This window comes from Cognatishimia sp. 1_MG-2023 (assembly GCF_030548175.1).
Classification (GTDB): Bacteria; Pseudomonadota; Alphaproteobacteria; order Rhodobacterales; family Rhodobacteraceae; genus Cognatishimia.
In genome coordinates, this window is the sequence record NZ_JAUORX010000005.1 from 91,148 (window position 1) to 113,958 (window position 22,811).

At 53.8% G+C, this 22,811-nt stretch carries 21 protein-coding genes; 9 read left to right on the forward strand and 12 right to left on the reverse strand.

The features are described from left to right. Nucleotides 1-71: 71 nt before the first annotated feature. From Q4544_RS10155 to Q4544_RS10175, 5 genes are all read left to right on the forward strand, one after another. Entirely contained in the window at nt 72-683 is a 612-nt protein-coding gene (locus tag Q4544_RS10155) for a holin-associated N-acetylmuramidase (RefSeq protein WP_303505911.1), read from the forward strand. Beyond that, complete coding sequence (locus Q4544_RS10160) at nt 674-1,180, forward strand: holin family protein (RefSeq protein WP_303505913.1); 507 nt, start codon at nt 674-676, stop codon at nt 1,178-1,180. Before Q4544_RS10155 ends, Q4544_RS10160 begins: the two co-directional genes overlap by 10 nt. A 76-nt stretch (nt 1,181-1,256) precedes the next feature. Then, nucleotides 1,257-3,230 carry a heme lyase CcmF/NrfE family subunit gene (locus tag Q4544_RS10165; protein ID WP_303505915.1) on the forward strand — a complete coding sequence of 658 codons (1,974 nt, stop codon included), beginning with the start codon at nt 1,257-1,259 and terminating at the stop codon, nt 3,228-3,230. Beyond that, nucleotides 3,227-3,679, forward strand: coding sequence for a cytochrome c-type biogenesis protein (locus tag Q4544_RS10170; RefSeq protein ID WP_303505917.1), 453 nt, complete (start codon nt 3,227-3,229; stop codon nt 3,677-3,679). Before Q4544_RS10165 ends, Q4544_RS10170 begins: the two co-directional genes overlap by 4 nt. Nucleotides 3,680-3,745: 66 nt before the next feature. Continuing rightward, a complete protein-coding gene (locus Q4544_RS10175; RefSeq protein ID WP_303505919.1) occupies nt 3,746-4,537 on the forward strand; it encodes an enoyl-CoA hydratase-related protein in 792 nt (263 codons plus the stop codon). Between the two features lie 107 nt (nt 4,538-4,644). Here Q4544_RS10175 and Q4544_RS10180 read toward each other — a convergent pair whose 3' ends face one another. From Q4544_RS10180 to gltX, 3 genes are all read right to left on the reverse strand, one after another. Further along, entirely contained in the window at nt 4,645-5,478 is an 834-nt protein-coding gene (locus Q4544_RS10180) for a calcium-binding protein (protein ID WP_303505921.1), read from the reverse strand. A gap of 180 nt (nt 5,479-5,658) precedes the next feature. After that, complete coding sequence (gene gltA / locus Q4544_RS10185; RefSeq protein WP_303505923.1) at nt 5,659-6,954, reverse strand: citrate synthase; 1,296 nt, start codon at nt 6,952-6,954, stop codon at nt 5,659-5,661. 90 nt (nt 6,955-7,044) lie between these two features. Further along, entirely contained in the window at nt 7,045-8,451 is a 1,407-nt protein-coding gene (gltX, locus tag Q4544_RS10190; protein WP_303505925.1) for a glutamate--tRNA ligase, read from the reverse strand. Between the two features lie 79 nt (nt 8,452-8,530). On the opposite strand from gltX, the gene Q4544_RS10195 reads away from it, so the two are divergent. Then, on the forward strand, nt 8,531-10,570 hold the full coding sequence (locus tag Q4544_RS10195) for a ComEC/Rec2 family competence protein (RefSeq protein ID WP_303505927.1): 2,040 nt from the start codon (nt 8,531-8,533) through the stop codon (nt 10,568-10,570). Here Q4544_RS10195 and lexA read toward each other — a convergent pair. From lexA to Q4544_RS10230, 7 genes are all read right to left on the reverse strand, one after another. After that, entirely contained in the window at nt 10,564-11,250 is a 687-nt protein-coding gene (gene lexA, locus Q4544_RS10200) for a transcriptional repressor LexA (RefSeq protein WP_303505929.1), read from the reverse strand. The two genes, Q4544_RS10195 and lexA, sit on opposite strands and share 7 nt — an antisense overlap. 89 nt (nt 11,251-11,339) lie before the next feature. Then, nucleotides 11,340-12,515 (reverse strand): gephyrin-like molybdotransferase Glp, encoded by a 1,176-nt coding sequence (glp, locus tag Q4544_RS10205; protein ID WP_303505930.1) that lies wholly within the window; start codon nt 12,513-12,515, stop codon nt 11,340-11,342. After that, complete coding sequence (gene moaC, locus Q4544_RS10210; protein WP_303505933.1) at nt 12,512-13,012, reverse strand: cyclic pyranopterin monophosphate synthase MoaC; 501 nt, start codon at nt 13,010-13,012, stop codon at nt 12,512-12,514. Before moaC ends, glp begins: the two co-directional genes overlap by 4 nt. Continuing rightward, the gene (gene trpC / locus Q4544_RS10215) at nt 13,012-13,824 is read right to left on the reverse strand and encodes an indole-3-glycerol phosphate synthase TrpC (RefSeq protein ID WP_303505935.1); all 813 of its coding nucleotides are present in this window, start codon (nt 13,822-13,824) and stop codon (nt 13,012-13,014) included. The genes moaC and trpC overlap by 1 nt, the downstream gene beginning before the upstream one ends. After that, nucleotides 13,821-14,474: a uracil-DNA glycosylase gene (locus tag Q4544_RS10220; RefSeq protein ID WP_303505937.1), complete on the reverse strand. Its 654-nt coding sequence runs from the start codon at nt 14,472-14,474 to the stop codon at nt 13,821-13,823. The genes trpC and Q4544_RS10220 overlap by 4 nt, the downstream gene beginning before the upstream one ends. Then, a complete protein-coding gene (trpD, locus tag Q4544_RS10225; RefSeq protein ID WP_303505939.1) occupies nt 14,471-15,496 on the reverse strand; it encodes an anthranilate phosphoribosyltransferase in 1,026 nt (341 codons plus the stop codon). The genes Q4544_RS10220 and trpD overlap by 4 nt, the downstream gene beginning before the upstream one ends. Further along, on the reverse strand, nt 15,493-16,074 hold the full coding sequence (locus Q4544_RS10230; protein WP_303505941.1) for an aminodeoxychorismate/anthranilate synthase component II: 582 nt from the start codon (nt 16,072-16,074) through the stop codon (nt 15,493-15,495). Before Q4544_RS10230 ends, trpD begins: the two co-directional genes overlap by 4 nt. A 166-nt stretch (nt 16,075-16,240) precedes the next feature. Between Q4544_RS10230 and Q4544_RS10235 the strand changes: the two genes are divergently transcribed. The 3 genes from Q4544_RS10235 (at nt 16,241) to Q4544_RS10245 (ending at nt 19,382) form a co-directional block, all read left to right on the forward strand. Continuing rightward, complete coding sequence (locus Q4544_RS10235) at nt 16,241-17,662, forward strand: divergent polysaccharide deacetylase family protein (protein ID WP_303505943.1); 1,422 nt, start codon at nt 16,241-16,243, stop codon at nt 17,660-17,662. Between the two features lie 13 nt (nt 17,663-17,675). Beyond that, nucleotides 17,676-18,320 carry a GDSL-type esterase/lipase family protein gene (locus Q4544_RS10240; RefSeq protein ID WP_303505944.1) on the forward strand — a complete coding sequence of 215 codons (645 nt, stop codon included), beginning with the start codon at nt 17,676-17,678 and terminating at the stop codon, nt 18,318-18,320. Nucleotides 18,321-18,527: 207 nt separating this feature from the next. Then, entirely contained in the window at nt 18,528-19,382 is an 855-nt protein-coding gene (locus Q4544_RS10245; protein ID WP_303505946.1) for a class I SAM-dependent methyltransferase, read from the forward strand. A gap of 52 nt (nt 19,383-19,434) precedes the next feature. On the opposite strand, the gene trpE is transcribed toward Q4544_RS10245, so the two are convergent. Both trpE and Q4544_RS10255 read right to left on the reverse strand, forming a co-directional pair. Continuing rightward, the gene (trpE, locus tag Q4544_RS10250) at nt 19,435-20,946 is read right to left on the reverse strand and encodes an anthranilate synthase component I (RefSeq protein WP_303505948.1); all 1,512 of its coding nucleotides are present in this window, start codon (nt 20,944-20,946) and stop codon (nt 19,435-19,437) included. A gap of 15 nt (nt 20,947-20,961) precedes the next feature. Further along, nucleotides 20,962-22,806, reverse strand: coding sequence for a peptidyl-prolyl cis-trans isomerase (locus Q4544_RS10255; protein WP_303505950.1), 1,845 nt, complete (start codon nt 22,804-22,806; stop codon nt 20,962-20,964). Nucleotides 22,807-22,811: the final 5 nt, after the last annotated feature.

Sequence of the window (22,811 nt, forward strand, 5' to 3'; positions counted from 1 at the left end):
GTTCGGAGTGGTTGCAGCGCCTTAACAGCTTGTCCGCCACGGTTTGCGCCAACAGTAACGCGAGGTGGCAAATGCTGAATGTTGAACAAATTGCTAAAGAGATTGTGGATCGAGAGGGCGGCTATGTGAATGATCCAGACGATCCGGGTGGGGCAACGAAATTTGGCGTCACGATTGGCACGCTGCGCCAATTGGGCTTGGATTTGGACGGTGATGGTGATGTGGACGCGGCTGATGTGCGTCGTGTTAGCCGCAAACAAGCGGTGTCGCTGTTTCTGGATCACTACTATCGCGCGCCCGGTATCGCGAATTTGCCAGCAGCCATTCAGCCATCTGTATTTGATATGTATGTGAATGCGGGGCGCAATGCGGTCAAAATCCTGCAACGGCTTTTGTGCCAGATGGGGCAAGAGGTGACGATTGACGGCGCGATTGGTCCGCAAACTGTACAAGCAGCCGAAGCTGCGGCAAGCCTTGCCCCCAATCATTTCGTGGACGCCTATGCGATTGCCCGCCGCAATTTCTATTTCAAATTAGCCGACCGTCGCCCAGCCTCGCGCAAATATGCGCGCAGCCGGGCGGGGGGCAAGGGCGGTTGGATCAAACGGGCAGAGGCGTTTATGTCCGCGCGGTATCATCTGAGTGATCGAGAATTTAAAGCACGGGTGGCGACATGGGGATGATCGCGACGCTATTGGATTTTGTCTTTGGCAATGGGCGCAATGTGGTGCGGGAGACAGCAGAGGTGTTTCGCGAAAATGCTGAGTCGGGCGCGGCGCGGGATCATCTGCGTCACACGGCGGCCCTCGCGCAATTTGGCGATGAATTCTTGCCCGGGCAACGCGGGTTGTTTGATCGGGTGATGGATGCGGTCAACCGACTGCCGCGTCCGATGATGGCGTTGGGATGTTTGGGGTTGTTTATTTCTGCCATGGTTGACCCGATCTGGTTCGCTGCCCGTATGCAGGGGATTGCTTTGGTGCCGGAACCGCTTTGGTGGTTGCTTGGGGTTGTTGTTAGCTTTTACTTTGGGGCGCGGCACCAGAAGAAAGGGCAGGAATTTCAACGCTATATGGCGAATTCTTTGACTCAATCCTCAGCTTTACTTCGAGTTTCTGATCAGTCGCAACCAGAGGATACTAATCCCGCACTGACCGATTGGCACCACTCTACCCGCTAACAGCCGCGACAAAACGAGCACATCAGGCACGCCGAATTGAATTGGCCTGCCTGACTCGCAGGCGTATACCAAACGCATGATTACAGAGCTTGGCCACTTCGCCCTAATTCTTGCTGCCCTCACCGCCGTGGTGCAGGCGATTGTTCCTCTTGTTGGTGCGCATAAGCGCTGGCCGGGCTGGATGGCCCTGGCCGAGCCTGCGGCCACCGCGCAATTCATGTTGACGCTGTTTGCCTTTGGCGCGCTGACCCATGCATTTGTGGTGTCAGATTTTTCGGTGCGCTTGGTTTATGCCAACTCGCACACGCTTAAACCGATGCTGTATAAGGTCAGCGGTGTTTGGGGAAACCACGAAGGGTCGATGTTGCTTTGGGTGCTGATCCTGACGCTGTTTGGCGCGTGCCTGGCTTGGTTTGGTGGCAACCTACCACCCGGTTTACGCGCCCGAGCTTTGGCGGTGCAATCCTCAATTGCTGTGGCCTTCTTTGCCTTTATTCTGCTGACTTCAAACCCATTCATTCGGATGGAAGAAGTTCCGTTTAATGGCCAAGGCTTGAACCCGTTGTTGCAAGACCCGGGTCTCGCGTTTCATCCGCCGTTCCTATACCTCGGCTACGTGGGGCTTTCGCTGGCCTTTAGCTTTGCGGTTGCTGCACTGATCGAAGGCCGCGTTGACGCCGCTTGGGGGCGCTGGGTGCGTCCTTGGACGTTGGCCGCATGGATTTTCCTAACCATCGGCATCGCGCTTGGCTCTTGGTGGGCCTATTACGAATTGGGCTGGGGCGGTTTCTGGTTCTGGGATCCCGTCGAAAACGCGTCCTTTATGCCTTGGCTTTTGGCAGCGGCTTTGCTGCATTCCGCTATCGTTGTTGAAAAGCGCGAAAGCCTGAAAAGCTGGACGATCCTCTTGGCGATCCTCGCCTTTGGCTTTTCGTTGATAGGGACGTTCATCGTACGCTCCGGCGTCATTACTTCTGTGCATGCTTTTGCCAACGATCCAGAGCGCGGTGTGTTTATCCTCGCCATCTTAGCGATCTTTATGGGCGGGGCCTTGATGCTGTTCGCCGCACGGGCAGGGGCGTTAGAGGCCAAAGGCGTCTTTAGCATGGTCAGCCGTGAAAGCGCGCTGCTGCTAAATAACATCCTACTGGCCGTCGCCTGCTTTGTCGTGTTCATCGGCACCATCTGGCCGTTGATCGCAGAGCTGTTCTTTGACCGAAAACTCAGCGTGGGTGCGCCATTTTTCAATATGGCCTTCACGCCCTTTATGGTCGCGCTGGGTGCGATCCTGCCGATTGGGGCGATGCTGCCATGGAAACGTGCCAAGTTGGGGCGTGCAACCAAAGTGGTTTGGCCTGCCTTCGGTTTGGCCGTGGCTTTGGCTGGTCTGGTCTGGACAATGCAATCGGGCAAAAGCCTGCTGGGCCCAATTGGTATGTTCCTTGGCGCATGGGTCGTTTTTGGTGCGGTTGTAGACATCTTCAGCCGAACAGGACGTGGCGCGCTTATGGGCCGCTTTAAGCGCATGTTAAGACTTCCCGGTGCTGACTGGGGCAAAGCGTTTGCTCATGCCGGGCTTGGCGTTACCATTTTGGGAGTGTCTGGCCTAACCGCGTGGGAACAAGAAGACATTCGCGTGGCCTATTTGAACCAGCCGTTTGATGTTGGCAGCTATGAGCTGACCCTACAATCCGTGGATGACGTCGAGGGCCCGAACTACCTGTCCACTATGGGCCAAGTGCGCGTCACCAAAAATGGCGCATTCGTCGCGACTTTGACACCAGAGAAACGCGTCTACCCTGTGGCCGCAATGCCAACGACAGAAGCGGCCATTGATTACCGCGTTATGCGCGATGTGTATGTGGTGATTGGCGAGGCACAGAATGACGGTGGATTCACGATGCGCACTTATATCAAACCGCTGACCAATTGGATTTGGCTGGGCTGTTTGATGATGGCCTTTGGCGGTGTCTTTAGCTTGACCGACCGACGCTATCGCGTGGCGGCTGGCGCACATAAAACGGGCAAAGCAGGAGTGGCCGCAGAATGAAGCGTCTTGTTTTTATCATGTTGATGCTTGCGGCACCTGCTTTGGCGGTTCAGCCAGACGAAGTTCTACCGAACCAAATTTTGGAAACCCGTGCGCGGCTGATCTCTAAGGATTTGCGTTGCCTTGTGTGCCGCAATGAAAACATCGACGAAAGCAACGCGGACATCGCAAGGGACCTTCGTCTTTTGGTCCGCGAACGCTTGGTTGCTGGGGATAGCGACCCTGAAGTGATCGAATTCATCGTCGCGCGCTATGGCGAGTATGTTCTGCTGAATCCACAGACTGGTGGCAGTAACCTTGTGCTTTGGGCGTCCGGACCTGCAATGTTAATATTCGCCCTTGGCATGGGGGGGATTTACCTAAGGCGTCGATCAACTGCTCCTAAACAGGGTGAAGTTCCGCTAACCGATGAAGAAAAATCGCGTTTGGATGAAATTCTGCAAGATTGACGTCTGGTTGCTCTTCACAAGGGCTGCGCCACGCTTATCTTGAGCGCAAACAGAGGCGAGGCTCTTATGGACTATCAAGCAATAACATTGGATGTGACAGACGGTGTCGGAACCATCACCCTGAACCGTCCAGAAAAGATGAACGCGCTGAACGCACAGATGCGCGCAGAGATCACTCATGCCGTGCGCGATATATCGTTGCATGGGCACACACAGGGTATTCGTGTTGTTGTGCTAACGGGCGCAGGCAGCGCATTCTGTTCGGGGCAAGATCTAGGAGACGGCGGCAACGCGGCCACTTTGGATTTAGAGCGAACCCTGCGTGACGAATACACACCTATGATCCGCGCGATCCTGGATTGCCCAATCCCAGTGATTGCCGCTGTGAACGGCGCTGCAGCTGGGGCAGGGGCGAACCTCGCCTTGGCGGCTGACGTTGTTATTGCAACAGAAAGTGCCTACTTCATTCAAGCCTTTGCACGCATTGGCCTTATGCCAGACGCGGGCGGCACTTACATGTTGCCGCGCCAGATGGGCATGGCCAAAGCTATGGGCGCTGCATTGTTCGCAGATAAGATTTCAGCAAAGCAAGCCGACGAATGGGGCATGATCTGGGAGCATGTCGCAGATGACGCGTTTGACGCCCATTGGAAATCCCGCGCTGCGCATTTGGCCAATGGGCCAACGGCTGCCTATTCCCGTATCAAAGACGCGATGCGCGCAAGCTGGGACAACAATCTAGATACGCAATTGGCCCACGAAGCCAAACTGCAAGGCGCCTGCGGCAAGACCCGCGATTTCCAAGAAGGCGTTGTAGCTTTCCTTGAAAAGCGTCCAGCCAAGTATGAGGGACGGTAATACTACTTTCAGTTGATTTATTTCAGCGAAAAGCCGATGCCACTTAGGGGGCATCGGCTCTTCTGTTCCTAGATAACGCGTTGCCCGCGTAGCTATATTCTACGTTGTTATGCGCTGCGTTCGATGAGATTAATGTCAGTCATTGAAACCTCACCCGCCATGTCATTTAGAACAACTAGGGTCTCGCCGTTTAGAGTGATCAGGGCATTGCCTTGAGAATCGGCAGAAATTTCGATTTCGTCGCTTTCACCGACTGGGTGCGACACGACAACAACGTCTTCACCGGGCGTAAAATCGGTGATTGTGGCAATGCCTTCAAGATTGTGAGGGACAAAGAATGTATCGTCACCTTCGCCGCCGGTAGCAGTGTCATTTCCTCCTAAAAGGAAAAGGTCATCACCATAACCGCCATAGAAGGTATCAGCCCCAGATGTGTCCGGCTGATCGGCTCGAGCGAATTGGATAACTGTATCTTGAGTGGGCTCAGAGATAGCCTCACCCAGCTCAGAAAAGTTGTATCCAACAAAGGTGTCGTGGTGCAAACCACCAAGGGCAGTGTCGTTTCCTTCGCCGCCAACGAAAATATCGTTTTGGCTGCCACCGCGCATTAGGTCGTCGCCTTCATCGCCGAATATCAAGTCACGGTCTGCTCCACCGTGTAGTTCGTCGTCACCAGATTCTCCGAAAATCAGATCCCCACCGTCGCCGCCATGAATGGTGTCGTCACCGCCGCCGCCCGCAATTGTATCGTGGCCGTCGAAACCAAAGATGAGTTCGTCGTCATTGCCAGAATAAATGCGGTCATCTTCAGAAGTACCCTCGACTTCTTCTTGCTCTGATGGCCCAGATGAAGGGGCTTCACCACCGGAGGTCTCATCAGAACCACTGCCAGTGTCTAGAAGGAAAAGCGCAGGGAAAAACAGGAGTAATAAAAATTCCATTAAGGCACCAAAATTGAATAAAGCAATATTGGGAAAATCAACGAAATCTGTGTGTTAGGTCAATGAATTTTTCTGAATAGGGCAGAATTTTACTTTCCCTGATCTAAAATCGAAAACAATAAAAAACGCCCCCGATCATTGGATCGGAGGCGTCAACAAAACTAGCGCTTGGCGTAAAGCTTAGCGGTTTTCGATGTCTGTGTAATCACGCAGCGTTTCGCCCGTGTACAGCTGACGAGGGCGACCAATTTTCATTGTTGGATCGCTGATCATCTCTTTCCACTGCGAAATCCAGCCTACTGTACGGGACAGAGCAAAGATCGGTGTGAACATAGACGTTGGGAAACCCATCGCTTCTAGGATGATGCCAGAATAGAAGTCCACGTTCGGGAAAAGTTTCTTCTCGACGAAGTATGGATCGTTCAAGGCAGTTTGCTCTAGCTCTTTTGCAACTTGCAATAGCGGGTTGTTTTCAACACCCAGAAGCTCAAGCACTTCGTCAGCAGATTGTTTTAGAACTGTCGCACGTGGGTCGGTGTTTTTGTAAACACGGTGACCAAAGCCCATCAGACGGAACGGATCGTTCTTGTCTTTTGCGCGTGCAATGAATTCTGGAATACGATCAACGGTTCCAATTTCACGCAGCATTTCTAGGCATGCTTGGTTTGCACCACCGTGTGCCGGACCCCAAAGGCAAGCGACACCAGCAGCGATACACGCAAATGGGTTCGCACCAGAAGAGGAGGCCAAGCGTACAGTCGAAGTAGAGGCGTTCTGCTCGTGGTCCGCATGAAGTGTAAAGATACGGTCCATAGCGCGTGCTAGGATCGGGTTCACTTCGTAATCTTCGGCAGGCACAGCAAAGCACATGCGCAAGAAGTTGGACGCGTAGTCCAGATCATTGCGTGGGTGCACAAACGGCTGACCAATTGTGTACTTATACGCCATCGCGACAATCGTTGGCATCTTCGCGATCAGGCGAATAGACGCAACTTCGCGCTGCCAAGGATCGGTGATGTCGGTGGAGTCATGGTAGAACGCAGACATCGCGCCAACAACGCCAGTGATAATCGCCATTGGGTGCGCATCACGACGGAAACCACGGAAGAAGTTCACCATTTGCTCGTGAATCATCGTGTGGTTGGTTACGCGGCTTTCAAAATCTTCCAGCTCTGCGGCGCTTGGCAGTTCACCGTAAAGCAACAGATAGCAAACTTCGAGATAATGCGATTTGCCAGCCAGTTGATCAATTGGATAACCGCGGTGCAGGAGCTCACCTTTACCGCCATCAATGAATGTGATGGTCGAGTCACAAGACGCAGTGGAGGTGAAGCCCGGGTCATATGTGAAAACACCAGCTTGTGCATAAAGCTTGCGGATATCAACGACATCAGGACCGGCGGTTGGTGAAAAGATCGGCAGATCGTAGGACACACCATCAATCGAGAGTGTCGCGGATTTCGTGCTGTCGGTCATAGGTTTCCCTTCCTCTTATGGCCCCGGGCGCGAGCGCCCCGAGCGTTTTATCTGTCTTACAAGACTTAAGGTCGGGTTACCGCCTTAGCCTTATGTTGGCTCTGATGCGTCCTGAAGCCGAGCAATTGTTTCTTCGCGGCCCAGAACCAGCATCATGTCAAATACGCTTGGGGTCACTGCTCGGCCTGCAAGCGCCGCCCGAAGAGGGCCCGCCATTTTGCCGAATTTGATATCTTTCTCTTGCGCGAAAGAATTAGTGACTGCCTCAAGCCCGTCTCGCGACCAGCTAGCATTTTGCAGCTGCGGCGTCAATTCATTCAGTATACCACGGGATACATCATCAAGATTTTTTGAAGCCTTCGCATCTGGCGCAATGGGGCGATTGGCAAAGATAAACTGTGCCTTTTCAATAAGTTCCGGGAATGTCTTTGCGCGATCTTTCAAGCAGTACATTCCGTTACGTAGTAATACTGTAGTGGCCTCACCTAAGGTTTGCTCGCCATTAGATTGCAAATAGCCCTGAAGTTCTTGCAGCAGCGCGGCATCGTCCGATTGCGCAATGTGTTGACCACAAAGGTTTTCCAGCTTTTTGAAGTCAAATCTGGCTGGGGCTTTGCCAATCCCATCAAAATCGAACCACTCTTTGGCTTGGGCATCGGTAAAGAATTCGTCATCTCCATGGCTCCAGCCCAAACGCGCCAAATAATTCCGCATCCCAGCAGCCGGGTACCCCATCGCTTGATACTCTTGTGCGCCTGTCGCGCCGTGGCGTTTTGACAGTTTCTTACCATCACCACCGAAAATCAGGGGAATATGCGCCCAAACTGGCACGTCCCAACCCATCGCGTTATAAATAGTCATCTGGCGCGCTGCATTGTTTAGGTGGTCATCACCGCGGATCACATGGGTCACGCCCATATCATGGTCATCCACAACAACAGCCAGCATATAGACCGGCGACCCATCAGACCGCAGTAGGATCATGTCATCCAGCTGATCATTCTTGATGGTTACATCACCCTGAACCTGATCGCGAATAACTGTTTCGCCGTCTTGTGGCGCTTTGATCCGCACAACAAATGGCGCATCCGGGTGTGTCGACGCATCCGCATCCCGCCAAGGGGATCGATACAGCGTTGATTTGCCTTCTGCACGGGCTGCTTCGCGAAATGCCGCAATTTCATCTTGTGTGGCAAAACACTTGTACGCTTTGCCTTCGGCCAGCAATTGATTGGCGACGGCTGCATGGCGATCCGCACTTTCGAATTGGCTATAAACCTCGCCATCATGGTCCAACCCCAGCCATTCCATACCTTGAAGGATTGCTGCAGTGGCTTCGGGCGTTGACCGTTCGCGATCTGTGTCTTCGATCCGCAGCAGGAATTTACCGCCATTTCCGCGTGCATACAGCCAGTTAAAAAGGGCTGTGCGCGCACCGCCAATGTGAAGAAAGCCCGTAGGCGAAGGAGCAAAACGAGTGACGACCGTGCCGGACATGACGGGCTTAACCTTTCAGTAACCAAGATTGGGATAGTTTTGTGACCTGTCTATCTGCCCCTCTGAATGAGGACAAGGGTTGCCCATTCTTGCCCAGCTCAAAACACAGGTTCAAGCACAACGCGGTTACCTGATCCCGTGGGTGCCGGTGTGTCTCGGGTTTGGGATTGCTTGCTACTTTTCCTTAAAATCTGAACCAACTTTATTTAGCCTCACCGTTCTCTCACTTATTGCCCTTGCGGCCCTTGGGCTCGCCTGCCTTCGGCGCAATACCTATGCATTCTTTCCAGTTGCGATATTCTTAATCAGTGGCGGTTTCTTGGCTGCATTACTGCAAGCGCATCTGAGCGCGGCACCTACCTTAGATCACCGGTATTACGGCCCAATCTATGGGCGTGTCATTGTGATCGACCGCTCCTCAAGCGATGTCTTGCGGCTGACATTAGATAAAGTCCTTCTCAAAGGCATGACCCCGGCGCAAACCCCAAACCGTATTCGGGTTTCCCTGCATGGGCGCCAGGAATGGCTGATCCCGCGACCGCATCAATATGTTGGCCTCACGGGGCATCTCTTGCCGCCATCGGGACCAGCGGAACCAAATGGATTTGATTTTCAGCGCCACGCGTTTTTCCAACAACTGGGCGCGGTTGGTTACGTGCGGATACCAGCGCTCGAAATCGAACCGCCGAACGATAGCTCAATAGCAGGGATGCGGCACAGGCTGTCGCAAACTATCGCCACCTATCTGGGCGGAGAAATTGGTGGCTTTGCCAGCGCAGTCACCACAGGGGATCGTAGCGGGCTTAGTCAAAGCACGTTGAACACGCTACGCATTTCAAATCTCGCGCATTTATTAGCCATTTCTGGTCTGCATTTGGGGCTACTCGCGGCCTTTGTTTTCGGAACGCTGCGCTTTGGCCTTAGCTGCGTGCCGTGGATCGCACATCGCTGGCCGATCAAGAAACTCGCGGCTATTGCCGCAATTCTATGCGCCGGTTTGTATCTGGTTTTGTCAGGCGGGAACATTGCCACGCAACGCGCTTTTATCATGGCGGTTGTTGCACTTGGGGCTGTGGCGACGGATCGTCGAGCTTTGACACTACGGGCAGTCGCTATTGCGGCAATGATCGTCCTACTGCTGAACCCGGCCAGTTTGTTATCGGCAGGCTTTCACATGTCATTTGCTGCGACTTCGGCATTGGTTGCCGTGTTCGAGGCTTTGCGCGATCGGTTACAAGGCATCGGTTCAAAGTGGCTGCGCAGGTTCCTTACGTTTGTTTTGTCTTCTGCAGTTGCTGGGGCGGCAACTGCACCCTTTGCTGCCGCTCATTTTAATCAATTTTCTGCATATGGTTTGCTGGCCAATCTACTGGCCGTGCCAGCGATGGGAATGGTTGTCATTCCGTCGGCCGTCTTGTCAGTCGTCCTTGCGCCCATTGGATTAGAATGGATCGGGCTAGAGGTCATGGGGCAGGGGCTACGCTGGATTCTATTTATTGCAGAACGTGTCACATCGTTGGAGGGCGCGCGTATCCCGGTTCAAACACCAATGGCAATCGTCTTGCCATTGGTGGCGGTTGGTGGGCTGGCGCTCTTTATTTGGAAAGGATCGCTGCGCTGGCTCGGCCTTTTACCAATATGTGCGGCGGGCTGGATGTGGGCCCATTCAGACCGGCCCACCATTTTGATTTCCGATGATGCTAAGTTGGTCGGTGTCCTAACTGAAAAGGGCCGCGCCCTTAGCAAGCCCAAAGGGCAAGGGTTCATTGCATCCATCTGGCTAGAAAACGACGGAGACGCTGCAGACCAAGCAGAGGCTTATCAGCGTTGGCCACAAACCGAAAACGCTGCCCTCAGCATACCGCTTCAATCCGGTGTCTTATGGCATTTGCCCACAAAAAAGGCTGCAAAGGATTTTACCTCATGCAGCCCAAACGACCTGTTGGTGACGACCCAGCCGTTAGAACAAACTGTTCCGTGCCAAGTTATTTCGCCCGAAACCCTAAAACACACTGGTGCCATTGCTATTTGGGAAACCGATGAGGGTTACAAAACCGTCACTGCCAATGAACGGCGCGGGCAACGCCTATGGAATGTACCCGCGCCCTCAGATCAATAGTTGCGGATCAGCCCGACCAAGCGGCCCTGAACACGCACTTTATCTGCTGGCAATACACGCGTTTCATATGCCGGGTTCGCCGCGATCAGCTCAATCGAACCACCATTGCGATTGTATTTCTTCAACGTGGCTTCTTGTTCTTCTACCAAGGCCACAACGATGTCACCATTATCGGCGGTCTGACTTTCGCGAATGATCACAACGTCACCGTTGTTGATCCCCGCATCAATCATCGAGTCGCCTTTAACCTCTAATGCATAATGCTGCCCACCCGATTTCAGCATCTGACCTGGCACTGCAACGTGGTGATGCACATGGCTAATCGCTTCGATCGGCACACCAGCAGCAATCTGACCCATAACAGGCAAATCAAATGCATTCGGTTGGTCGTTCGCTGGCTGCTGTGGCGCGTCGGATTTATCACCCTCAATCACCCGTGGCTGAAAGCCGCTGGAGGCGGGGCCGCCATCTGGCAATTTCACAATTTCAATGGCACGTGCGCGATGCGCCAAACGCCGGATAAATCCACGCTCTTCCAGAGCGGTGATAAGGCGGTGAATGCCCGACTTAGACCGTAGATCCAGCGCATCTTTCATTTCATCAAAGCTGGGTGGAACACCATCCCGCTGTAAACGTTTGTGAATAAACTCTAAAAGGTCGCGTTGTTTCTTGGTCAGCATATGCTCGCCTCCACCAATGGTTTGGCTTTGTTCTATGCTTGTTCTTGTTTTGTGTCAAGCGTTTGGGGTTTGTTCCCCATTTAAACTACTTAAATTGCGATGCAACGCATCGCGTCACCCGCCACGCGTGGCCCATCTTTTGGGGGGCGAATAACCAAAACATTGGCCTCGGCCAGTAGCGACAACAATGAGCTATCTTGCCGTTCAAAGACCGTCACACGACCATTTTCCAACCGGCCACGCATGTAATGCTCTCTGGGGCCATTCGCTGGAATGTCGGCGGCCAATTCTGCGGTGAACTCCGGCGTAGCAGCATGACCAAGCCCCAACATCGCGCGAATAACGGGGGCCAAGAAAATCTGCCCACACACCATCGCAGACACCGGATTGCCGGGAAACCCAACCATCATCGCACCTGTCGCCAAACGCCCAGCCATCAACGGCTTACCAGGGCGCATCGCAATTTTGTAAAAGCTACGCTGCATGCCCAATTCGCCAGCGACATGCCCGACCAAATCATGATCACCAACAGACGCACCGCCAATCGTCAAAACCAAATCGGCGTCAGAGGACAACTCAAAAGCGGTCTCTAGGCTGGCACGATTGTCGCGCGCAATGGGCAGTAACCGTGGGTTCGCGCCCAAATCCTGCAACATAGCATGCAAGCCAAAGCTATTTGACGCGATGATCTGATCTTCCGAGGGCGTTTCGCCCGGCATCACCAATTCATCACCCGTGGATAAAATCGCTACATCGGGCCGCTTTGCAACAACAACCTCTGGCACATTCATCGCAGCCATTAGCGCAATATCAGCGGGTCGCAAAAGCCGTGGGGCAGAAACAACCTGCCCATCTTGAAAATCAATGCCTTTGTCACGGATATGGAACCCAGCGTCCAAATTCGCACCCAAGGTGATGCTGTCTCCGTCGCGGGTCACGTCCTCTTGGATCACCACGCGATCAGCACCTTGTGGCACTGGCGCACCCGTGAAAATCCGCACCGCTTGGCCCGCTGCGACATGGCCCTTAAACCGATGCCCCGCCGCGCTTTCGCCAATCACAGTCAGCACTTCACCCGATGCTACATCCGCATCACGCACGGCATAGCCATCCATCGCAGAGCCAGCAAACGGCGGCTGATCCCGCCGCGCCTGTACATCCGCCGCCAACACGCGGCCATTCGCCCGCACCAAAGGCACGGTTTCCACACCCAAGGGCTGGGCGAGGGAAAAAAGATGATCAAGCGCTTCGGAAACTGGGATCATTTTACTTCAAACCGTCCGGATTTACCGCCGTCTTTCAAGATCACACGAATACCGCCGATTTCCATTTCTTTATCGACGGCCTTTGTCATGTCATAGACGGTCAACGCAGCCACATTCACAGCCGTCAGCGCTTCCATTTCAACACCGGTCTGGCCGGTTGTCTTAACGGTGGCTTCAATGTGCACGCCCGGTAGGGCCGCATCCATGGTCAAATCGACAGAGACCTTAGTGATCGGCAACGGATGGCACAGCGGAATTAAGGTTGAGCATTGCTTTGCCCCCATAATGCCCGCCAATTGCGCCACGGCCAGAACGTCACCCTTTTTGGCGCGACCTTCTGCAATAATATCAAAGGTTTCCTGCGCCATCCTAACGTGGCCCTCAGCCGTCGCGATACGGCTGGTCACGGCCTTGTCGCTGACATCCACCATATGGGCCTCGCCCTTGGCATCAAAATGCGTCAACCCGCTTTTATGCGTATCGCCAGCGCCCGCCATTACATGCCACCCGGCATCAATGGGTTCGCGAGGATGGCCTTTGTCGCTGCCGTCACATCGTCCTGCCGCATCAGGCTTTCGCCAATCAGGAAGGTCCGCGCACCATAGCGCGCCATGTCAGACAGGTCTTCTGGTGTGAACAATCCGCTTTCGCATACAATCATGCGATCCGCCGGCACCATCTTTGATAGGGTCCGAGTGGTGTCCAAAGTGGTTTCAAAAGTCTTGAGGTTCCGGTTGTTGATCCCCATCAGCGGAGATTTCAAGGCGGACGCGCGTTCCAATTCTTCGGCATCATGCACTTCCAACAGCACGTCCATGCCCCATTCAAATGCAGCCGCTTCCAGTTCCTGAGCCTGAGCATCCGAAACAGAGGCCATAATGATCAGAATACAATCCGCACCCAAGGCACGTGCCTCGGCGACTTGATAAGTGTCATACATGAAATCCTTGCGCAGGGCGGGCAGGGATGTTGCCTCGCGTGCTTGTACCAAGAATTCCTTCGCACCTTGAAACGATGGCGTGTCGGTCAATACAGACAAACAGGTCGCGCCACCATCTTCATAGGCTTTCGCCAATGCCGGAGGATTGAAATCCTCGCGGATCAACCCTTTGGATGGGCTGGCTTTTTTGACCTCGGCAATCAAACCATACCCTTCGCGCGTCGCCTTAAACAGCGCATCTGCAAACCCACGTGTTGGGCTTGCGGCTTTGGCTTCGGCCTCAACCTCTGCATAGGGTTTCGCGGCTTTGTCAGCAGCGACTTCCTCAAGCTTATAGGCTTTGATTTTATCCAGAACGGTTGCGGTCATGATGCGGTCCAGTCGATTTGTGCACGGCCGGTTTGTTCCAGCCAGGTATTGATACGTGAAAACGGGCGCGAGCCGAAAAAGCCCCGCCGCGCCGAAAGCGGTGACGGATGGGCGGTTTCTATCATCAAATGATCACCCGAGTGAATATGCTTGGCAAGCGATTGCGCCTGTTTTCCCCAAAGAACAAAAGCCGTTGGCTGACGCGAGACGTGATCCAGCACTTGGTTTGCCAATTCTTGCCAGCCCAATGCTTTGTGCCCGTTCGCGTCATTGGCAGGCACCGTTAGCACAGTGTTCAACAACAACACGCCTTGTTTCGCCCATCCACGCAAATCGCCAGTCAGCGGCGCCGTGCCAATATCGTCGATCATCTCTTTGTAGATATTCCCAAGGCTGCGGGGCAGTGGGCGCACCTCTGGTTCCACTGAAAACGATAACCCATGCGCATGGCCGGGTGTCGGGTAGGGGTCTTGTCCCATGATCACGACGCGCACGTCTTTTGGTGCCACATGCTCCAAGGCTGCAAACCGTACAGGAGCAGGTGGCAAAATGGAACGCGTGTCTATGGCCAATGCAGCCTGAATTCTTGGAAAGACCTCAGTGAAAAACGGCAAATGCGCCCAAGTAGACGGGACAGGCGTAGCTGTCATCCCGCCGCCTGTGATGTGATCTGCGCCAGCGCATCCAACTTGGATTTAGCTGCACCAGAATCGATGCTTTCACGGGCCAGTGCAACGCCTTGCTTCAGATCAGATGCCTTGTCTGCAATCACCAATGCCGCAGCCGAATTCAACAAGACCGCATCACGATAAGCGCCTTCTGCTCCGTCCAGCAAAGCCCGCAATGCATTCGCATTGTATTCCGGCGTGCCGCCAACTGTTTCTTCAAACGCATGAACAGGCAGACCTGCCTCTTCGGGATGCAATTCAAAATCGCGCACAGTGCCATCCGTCTCTAGCGCCGACACATAGCTGGTACCGGTGATCGTCAACTCATCTGTCCCGTCAGAGCCATGAACCAGCCAAGCCCGTTCAGACCCAAGTTGCCCCAAAGTTTCCGCCATCGGCCGGATCAGATCACGTGAAAACGCACCTGTTAACTGGCGCTTGGCACCTGCCGGGTTTGTCAGCGGGCCAAGAATGTTGAAAATTGTCCGTGTGCCCAACTCCAATCGCGTTGGCATCACATGTTTGATCGCAGGGTGGTGCATGGGGGCCATCATAAAAGCCACGCCGCATTCGTTTAACGCCTGCTCAACAACATCTGCACCGACCATCACGTTGATACCAAGCTCGCTTTGCACGTCAGCCGTGCCGGATTTAGAGCTGGCTTTGCGATTGCCGTGTTTGGCAACCGGCACACCTGCACCCGCGACCGTGAAAATCGACGCGGTCGAGATATTCAGAGTGTGTTTTCCAGAACCACCGGTTCCAACAATATCTATCACACCGGCAGGGGCCTTAACTGGCACGCATTTTGCACGCATCACAGCGGCGGCCGCCGCATATTCATCAACGGTTTCACCACGCGTACGCAGCGCCATCAACAAACCGCCGATTTGGCTAGGTGTAGCCTCACCATTAAACAAAACTTCAAACGCAGCCTCGGCCTGGGCACGAGTCAACGGCCCTTCGGCTGCTGCATGGATCAGGGGTTTAAGCGCCTCACTCATGCTTTCACCTTCATCAAATCAAGAAAGTTCTGCAACATTGCGTGCCCATGCTCAGAGGCAATGGATTCCGGGTGGAACTGACACCCCTGAATCGGCAATTCTTTGTGTTGCAGCCCCATGATTGTGCCATCTTCCAGCTCTGCCGTGATCTCAAGGCAATCAGGCAGCGTTTCGCGTTCCACAATCAGTGAATGATAGCGTGTCGCTTCAAACGGCGTTGGTAGCCCTTTGAACAAACCTTTGTTGTGGTGATGCATCGTGCCCATCTTGCCATGAACAATCTCGTTACAGCGTACAACATTACCGCCAAACGCCTGTCCAATGGATTGGTGCCCAAGGCAAACACCCATCAACGGTGTCTTGGTTTCTGCCGCAGCCTCAACCAGCGCCAAACAAATGCCCGCATCGTCAGGCGTACAAGGGCCGGGCGACAACAGAATCCCCTCGGGTTTCATGGCCATCGCCTCTTGCGTGTTCAGCGCATCGTTCCGCCAGACCTTCACGTCAGCGCCAAGTTCACCCAGATAATGCACCAGGTTGTAGGTAAAGCTGTCGTAATTATCGATCAAAAGCAGCATAGCATCACACATTTTTAAGTCAGAGTAAGAACAGGGTATTAACCCAGCCCATGGTCGCGGTATACATGGACAGGCTTGGCCCAAAGGGTCAAGGGGCGGGGGCAGCCGCCAACCGAAAAAAGAAGTCGAAAAACACAGGGATGTGTTGAATCTGAGGGTTAAAGCAATGTTGCGCGGAATTATTACAGGTTTGTTCTTTGGCGGAGTACTTGGATTGATGGTCGCGGCCATCGTTTCGTTGTTATCTCCATTACCTGCAACGGTATCTCCAACAACCACGCCGCAATCTGCTGCTGTTCAACCGGCTACACCGGGCAACGAAGGCCTTGAAAACCCATCTATGACAGATGCACCGGTCCAAGCCGATTCAACGGCCCAAGCCCCTGCACCCGCGCAGGACGTGGATGCTGCACCAAGTGCAGACCGGTCGTCAGCCCCAAAACCACAACCCTCTGATGTCGCAGAATCACAAGCAACACCCGCCGCCGAAGGGCAGGCGGCAGTGACAGTGCAAAGCGACTCACCCGTATTGCCATCCCCACAAGCCCGCGCCATCGAAGTGCCCGGTTCGGATTCAGAGCCATCGATCTCTGTTGATCCAACCCAACCGCAAAGCCCGGCGTCCCCTGACACAGGCGCCTTTACCGCGCCTCAGCCCACGCCTGCACCAGTAGCACCTGCAGCGCAGGACGCTGATACACCCCAAACCGATGCGCCAGCACAACAGCCCCAAACCGCGGTGGACACGCCTCCGGCACCCGCAGAACCACAGCCAGCTGGTTCACGGCTAAAGCCAGCCTCTGATCTAAACACCGCATTTGCACAGCGGAAATCCAGCCGTCTGCCAAGCATTGGTGGCGACACAGCGACAGAAGCGGGCGACACGACAGCGGATGCGACAGAAGACATGCAAAAGTCATCGCCACTGATCGCCTACGCACAAGCCGTCGATGTTGACGCGGATAAACCGCTGATGTCGATTGTGCTGATTGATGATTCATCAACCACGATTGACGCTTCAACCATCGCCGACTTCCCGCTGCCCATCAGCGTGGCCGTCAATGCACAGGCACCAGATGCAGCGCGCCGCATGGCGGACTACCGCGAAAAAGGGATCGAAGTCTTTGCCGCCATCAACCTGCCCACAGGGTCCGCGCCAACTGATGTCGAGGTGAACGTTGCTGCCCAATTGTCCGCCGTTCCCGAAGCCGTCGGCATTTTCGAAGGCCTCAACGGTGGTCTGCAAGAAAACCGCGCCGTTGCTGAACAAGTCATCGCATATACATTGGCCAGCGGCCATGGCCTTGTGATGCAGCCAAAAGGTTTGAACACAGCCCAAAAGCTTGCCGCCCGCGAAGGGGTGCCATCCATCACCGTCTTCCGCGACTTTGACGGCAGTGGCCAGACCGAAGTTGTTATTCGTCGCTTCCTTGACCAGGCTGCCTTTAAAGCCCGTCAGTCAAATGGTGTTGTCATGATGGGCCGCCTGCGTCCTGAAACGATCTCTGCTCTGGCCAGCTGGGCACTACAAGATCGCGCAAGTACTGTCGCAATCGCTCCGGTCTCTGCCATCTTGCAGCAACAGTAAGCGACGAAACGAAATGAAACGCATCTGTTTTATCGGCGCCTCAACGACCGAGGGCATGGGCGATCCTACTGGCCTCGGTTGGCCCGGGCGATTAAGCGCGGTAAAGCAGGGGCGCGTTGTATCCTACAACCTTGGCATCCGTGGACAGACGGTCGTTCAAATTGAACGCCGCGCTGTCCCCGAAATCACAGCCCGCATCACCAGCTACGACCAAGGCGTCATTGTACTGGGATGTCCGTTGAACGAGCTACCACGTAATGCTGTGGGCGACGCATTTATCGAAATAGCACCAGCTCTTCGTCGCTACGAAAAGCTGGTATTATCCCTCAAAGACATCGCGCCAGTGATCGTCGTTGGCCCTCCACCTGTCGCCGAAGCCAAACTACCTTTCTTCTCCGAAGTTGCAGGGCAGGATTACTATTTCAAAAACACAGACATCGCCGCCCATGATGCGACGATGAGAGACCTTTGTCTGTCTTGCGGGGTTACCTACATTTCGGTGTTTCAACACCTGTCAAAGGATGTTGAATACCTCGCTGGCTTAAACGTAAATGACGGTCTTCATACCAATGGCAAAGGCTACGCAGCTCAGGCGGTGTATCTGGACAAACAGGTTGATTTTCAATCGTTTGAGCCAAAGAATTCTAGTCCCGCCTAAGGCCCGACTTGTCGCAAAATGTGACTTCAGCGACACAATATTCCCCAACTGAATACCACGTCATAAAAAAACTTGCGTAAAGTCTCACGTTGGGACCAGATATCCACAATTACCTGTGGATAATTTTTTAACCTCACGTTAACCTTTTGATATCTGCTCGTCGCCAGCTGCCTTGGTTATTAGACGAAAAAGTTGGAATAATACGCTGTGAAGCAATCTGTAATTGAGCTGGAAGACACCCCGAAAGAAGTCCAAAAATTAAAACGCGAAGTACGCAAGTTGCGCGTAGGCGGCGACTATCTTGACCTTGTCGGCGATCCTATACCGCAGGCGCTAGAAGGCGAGTATAACGTTGATGAGTTTGACGAGCGTCTGACGCGCGGCATTCAACGTAAATACAAACGTCGCTCTTCGAACATCCAAAGATGCTGGAACCGTACGCAGCTGTTCCTACCGGAACTAATGCATCACGACAGCCCCTCGCAGCGCGTTCTTGAAATGTCGACCGCACATGGCGGCATGCTTGAGGTGCTCCGCCACTTTGGGCACGAGGTGATGGGCAATGACTACGTCAACCTCTTGCGCAGCAAGGGTCACGGCAGCGCGTTGTTTCGCAATCTGAATGACTCGTCCTTTACCCCAAAGGTGGATGACTTTGGCATCGCACTGCCAGAAGAGGGCGAAGAGCTGGCTGATTGGCCCTACCGCAAGATCATCGAGTCCATCGACATCCCGATGGCGCTCTTTGATGGTGGCAAAACCCCGTACCCGTTCGAGGATAAATCCTTTGACGTTCTAATGTGCATGCAAGCCATCGAACACTACTGCCACCCCAAAGATTGGATGAAAGTGGTCGATGAATTTTGCCGCATCACAAACAAAACAATCATCATTTTGCTGAATCCCAAGATGGAAACAATCGCTGGCGAACCCGGTGACTACGCAGTCGCCTTTGACGAGGCCAGACAAGCCCTGCGGCAATACCGCAAGAACGGATTTGTCTGTAGCTCAAGCCATATGATGTGGGGCGAAACGTTGGGCTTTAAGCTGACTGCGCGTTGAACCAACCGATTAGAAACAAAAAAGGCCCGAACCAATGTTCGGGCCTTTTGCTTTAGTCGTTACCGGTTTCATCAAACCGCGCGGCGTCTTCTGCGGCGCGCCTGATTGCGTTCGATTTATGAACGGTTTCCATATACTCCGCCTCTGGGTCGCTGTCATAAACAACGCCACCACCGGCTTGGATGTATAGCTTTTGATCTTTCACAATCGCCGTGCGCAGGGCGATACACATGTCCATGTCGCCACCGGCACTAAAATAACCAACACCACCGCCATAGACACCACGTTTTTCCGGCTCCAGCTCGTCGATGATTTCCATCGCGCGCACCTTAGGCGCACCAGAAACCGTGCCCGCTGGCATGCCAGAGAAGAAGGCGCTTAACGCATCTTGGTCATCGGCCAGTTCACCCACCACGTTGGATACGATATGCATCACATGGCTGTAGCGTTCGATGATGAATTCCTCTGTTGGCTTCACAGTGCCAATCTTAGAGACCTTGCCTGTGTCATTGCGACCAAGGTCTAGCAACATCAAATGCTCTGCCAGCTCTTTCTTATCCGCCAACAAATCCGCTTCATTCGCACGATCTTCTTCTGGCGTCGCACCCCTTGGGCGCGTGCCAGCGATTGGACGAATAGTCACCTCATTGCCAAACACCCGCACCAGAATTTCTGGCGACGCACCAACAACTTGGTATCCGCCAAAGTTGAAATAGAACATGAACGGCGATGGGTTCGTCCGGCGCAAAGAACGATACAATGCAAACGGAGGCTGCGGGAAATCATGCGTCCAGCGTTGCGATGGCACCACCTGAAAAATATCACCCGCACGGATGTAATCCTTGGCCTTTTCAACAGCCTCTTTGTAGCCCGACTTGGTAAAGTTGCTAACCGGATCACCCACATCTACTGCATCACCCATCTCGCGCGCCGCTTGTGGCATCGCACGTTCCAGGTCACGCACCGCATCCATCACGCGTTCTGCCGCTTGTGCATAGGCCGCGCGCGCAGACAGACCCTCAGTGACCCAAGCAGGGGACACCACAGTTACTTCGCCTTTGACACCGTCCAACACAGCCACAACCGAAGGCCGCAACAGGCAGGCATCCGGCAAGCCCAACGGGTCCGGGTTCACATTCGGCAGATGCTCGACCAAACGGATCATGTCATAACCCAAGAAACCAAACAGACCAGCCGACGCCTGAGGCAGATCAGCAGGCAAGTCGATCTTGCTTTCTTCGATCAACGCACGCAGGTTCGCCAATGGCTCTCCTGATTGCGTTTCAAAGGTGTCGGTATCAAACCGTGCTTGGCGATTGATCCGACTCTTTTCACCATGGCATTGCCAGACAAGATCAGGCTTCATCCCAATGATGGAATAGCGACCGCGGGTTTCCCCACCAGTCACAGATTCCAACATAAATGCATCGCGTTTCGCACCTGTCAGCTTCAGCATCAAAGACACAGGTGTGTCCAAGTCAGCCGCCAAACGGGTGTAAACAACTTGGTTCTCGCCAGCCTCATAGGCCGCGCTGAACGTGTCAAAAGACGGGATCAAAGCCACAAGTGAGCCCTTTGTTTACTGTAGTTGCGCGTTGACAGCTGCCAGCGCGTGTTGGTCAATTTCAATATCCGACGTGCTGCGGATATGGTTGGAATAGGCGTTGAAAATATCTTGTGCCAATGCCTGAGAAACTTGCTGAGACACCACATTGCGGATGGATGCATTTTCAGTCGACTCAAGGTCAGCCGCATCAATGCTATCAAGCTCAACAATCAAATACTGCGCATCACCTGGTAGGCTGCGCACTTCGCCCGCGGTCATATCAAACACGATGTCCATCATGCCAGCAGGCGTATTCGGAACAAAGTCGCCACGGGTCAATTCGCTTTCCTGCACAACATTCAAACCAAGCGTCACAATGTCTGCACCCGCCGCCATTTTCTCAGTCAGCGCCTCTGCCTGTGCTTTCAACGCGGTTTGCACTTCTGCTGCACGCCATGCCGCTTCGACCTCTGCTTTTGCATCGTCAAATGGGGTAGGGGCCGCTTCAGTGGTGCCATCCAAACGCAGGGCAAAGATACCGCCGTCGTCCAGTTGCTCGACCTCGGGGAAATCTTCTGCAGTCACGATCTGCGCAACACGACGGAAGTCGTCATAGCCCGCAATCTCACCTTCAGAGTTGGCGTGGAAATTCACAGACCCCAGTACCAGATCAGATTCCTCTGCTACTTCTTCCAGTGACGCACCGCCTGCCAGTAGGTCATCAACTTCATTGATCTGAGCATCAATCACACGACGCGCACGATCCATCGCCAGCGCATCACGCAACATCGGCTCGGCTTCGTCAAAGGAAACAGACTGTGCCGCCAAAACAGCATTTACACGGAACAACGCCGGACCAAGATCCGTTTGCGCCGGACCAACCACATCGCCGCTTTCCGCACCAAAGATCAACGCGCCGTTGTCGACCAAAGACTCTTGGGTAACGTCACCCATATCCACATCTTGCAGCGTCAGGCCACGTGCCTCGACCAATGCTTCAAAGGATGTCTCACCACCAGTAACCTGCGCCAGAGCCGCAGTAGCGTCTTCAGAGGTGCCAAACACCAAACGCTCAACCAAACGGCGCTCTGGCTGATTAAATTCAGCGTCCCGCGCCTCATACTCTTTGCGTAGGGCTTCTTCGTCTACGTCGACAGTATCCAGCAACATGGCCGGAGTGATCCAGACATAGGTGATGTCCCGTGTCGCTGGCTGCATGAACGCATCAATATTGGCATCGTAATAGGCACGCAAAGCCGCTTCATCAGGTGCTGCGATCTCTGCGTCCAGATTGGCCTCTGTCAATGTCGCAATGGAAAAGCTACGACGCTCACCCAAATAGGCCACCAATGCATCTGCATAGCTCTCTGGCATCTCAATGCCGCCAATAACCGCGCTTTGCAGCAAGGTCCGCGCCGCATCTTCGCGCAGAGAGTTTTCAAATTCTGTTTCCGTCAGGCCAGAGTTTTGCAAAGCAAACCGATAAGATTCACGATCAAACGCGCCACTTAGGTTCTGAAACGCAGGAATGGTTAGGATTTGATCACGCAGGTTTTCATCCCCCATCGACAATCCAAGACGCTCTGCTTCGCCATCCAAGGCACGTTCTGTGACCAAGCGGCCCAAAACTTGCTGATCTAGGCCAAATTGCTGCGCTTGAGCAAAGGTAATCCGCTGGCCAGCCTGCTGCTGAATGGCAGACAATTCTTGCTGCACAGCGCGATAATATTCATTCACATCAATGGGTTTGCCACTGACGGACCCAACCGTTTGCACAGCGCCACCAAGGTTGGTGATCCCAAAACCACCAAGGCCAAAGATCAACAGGCCCATTAGGATCCACATCAAGGTTTTTGAAATCGATTTCTTCTCGGACATGGGGC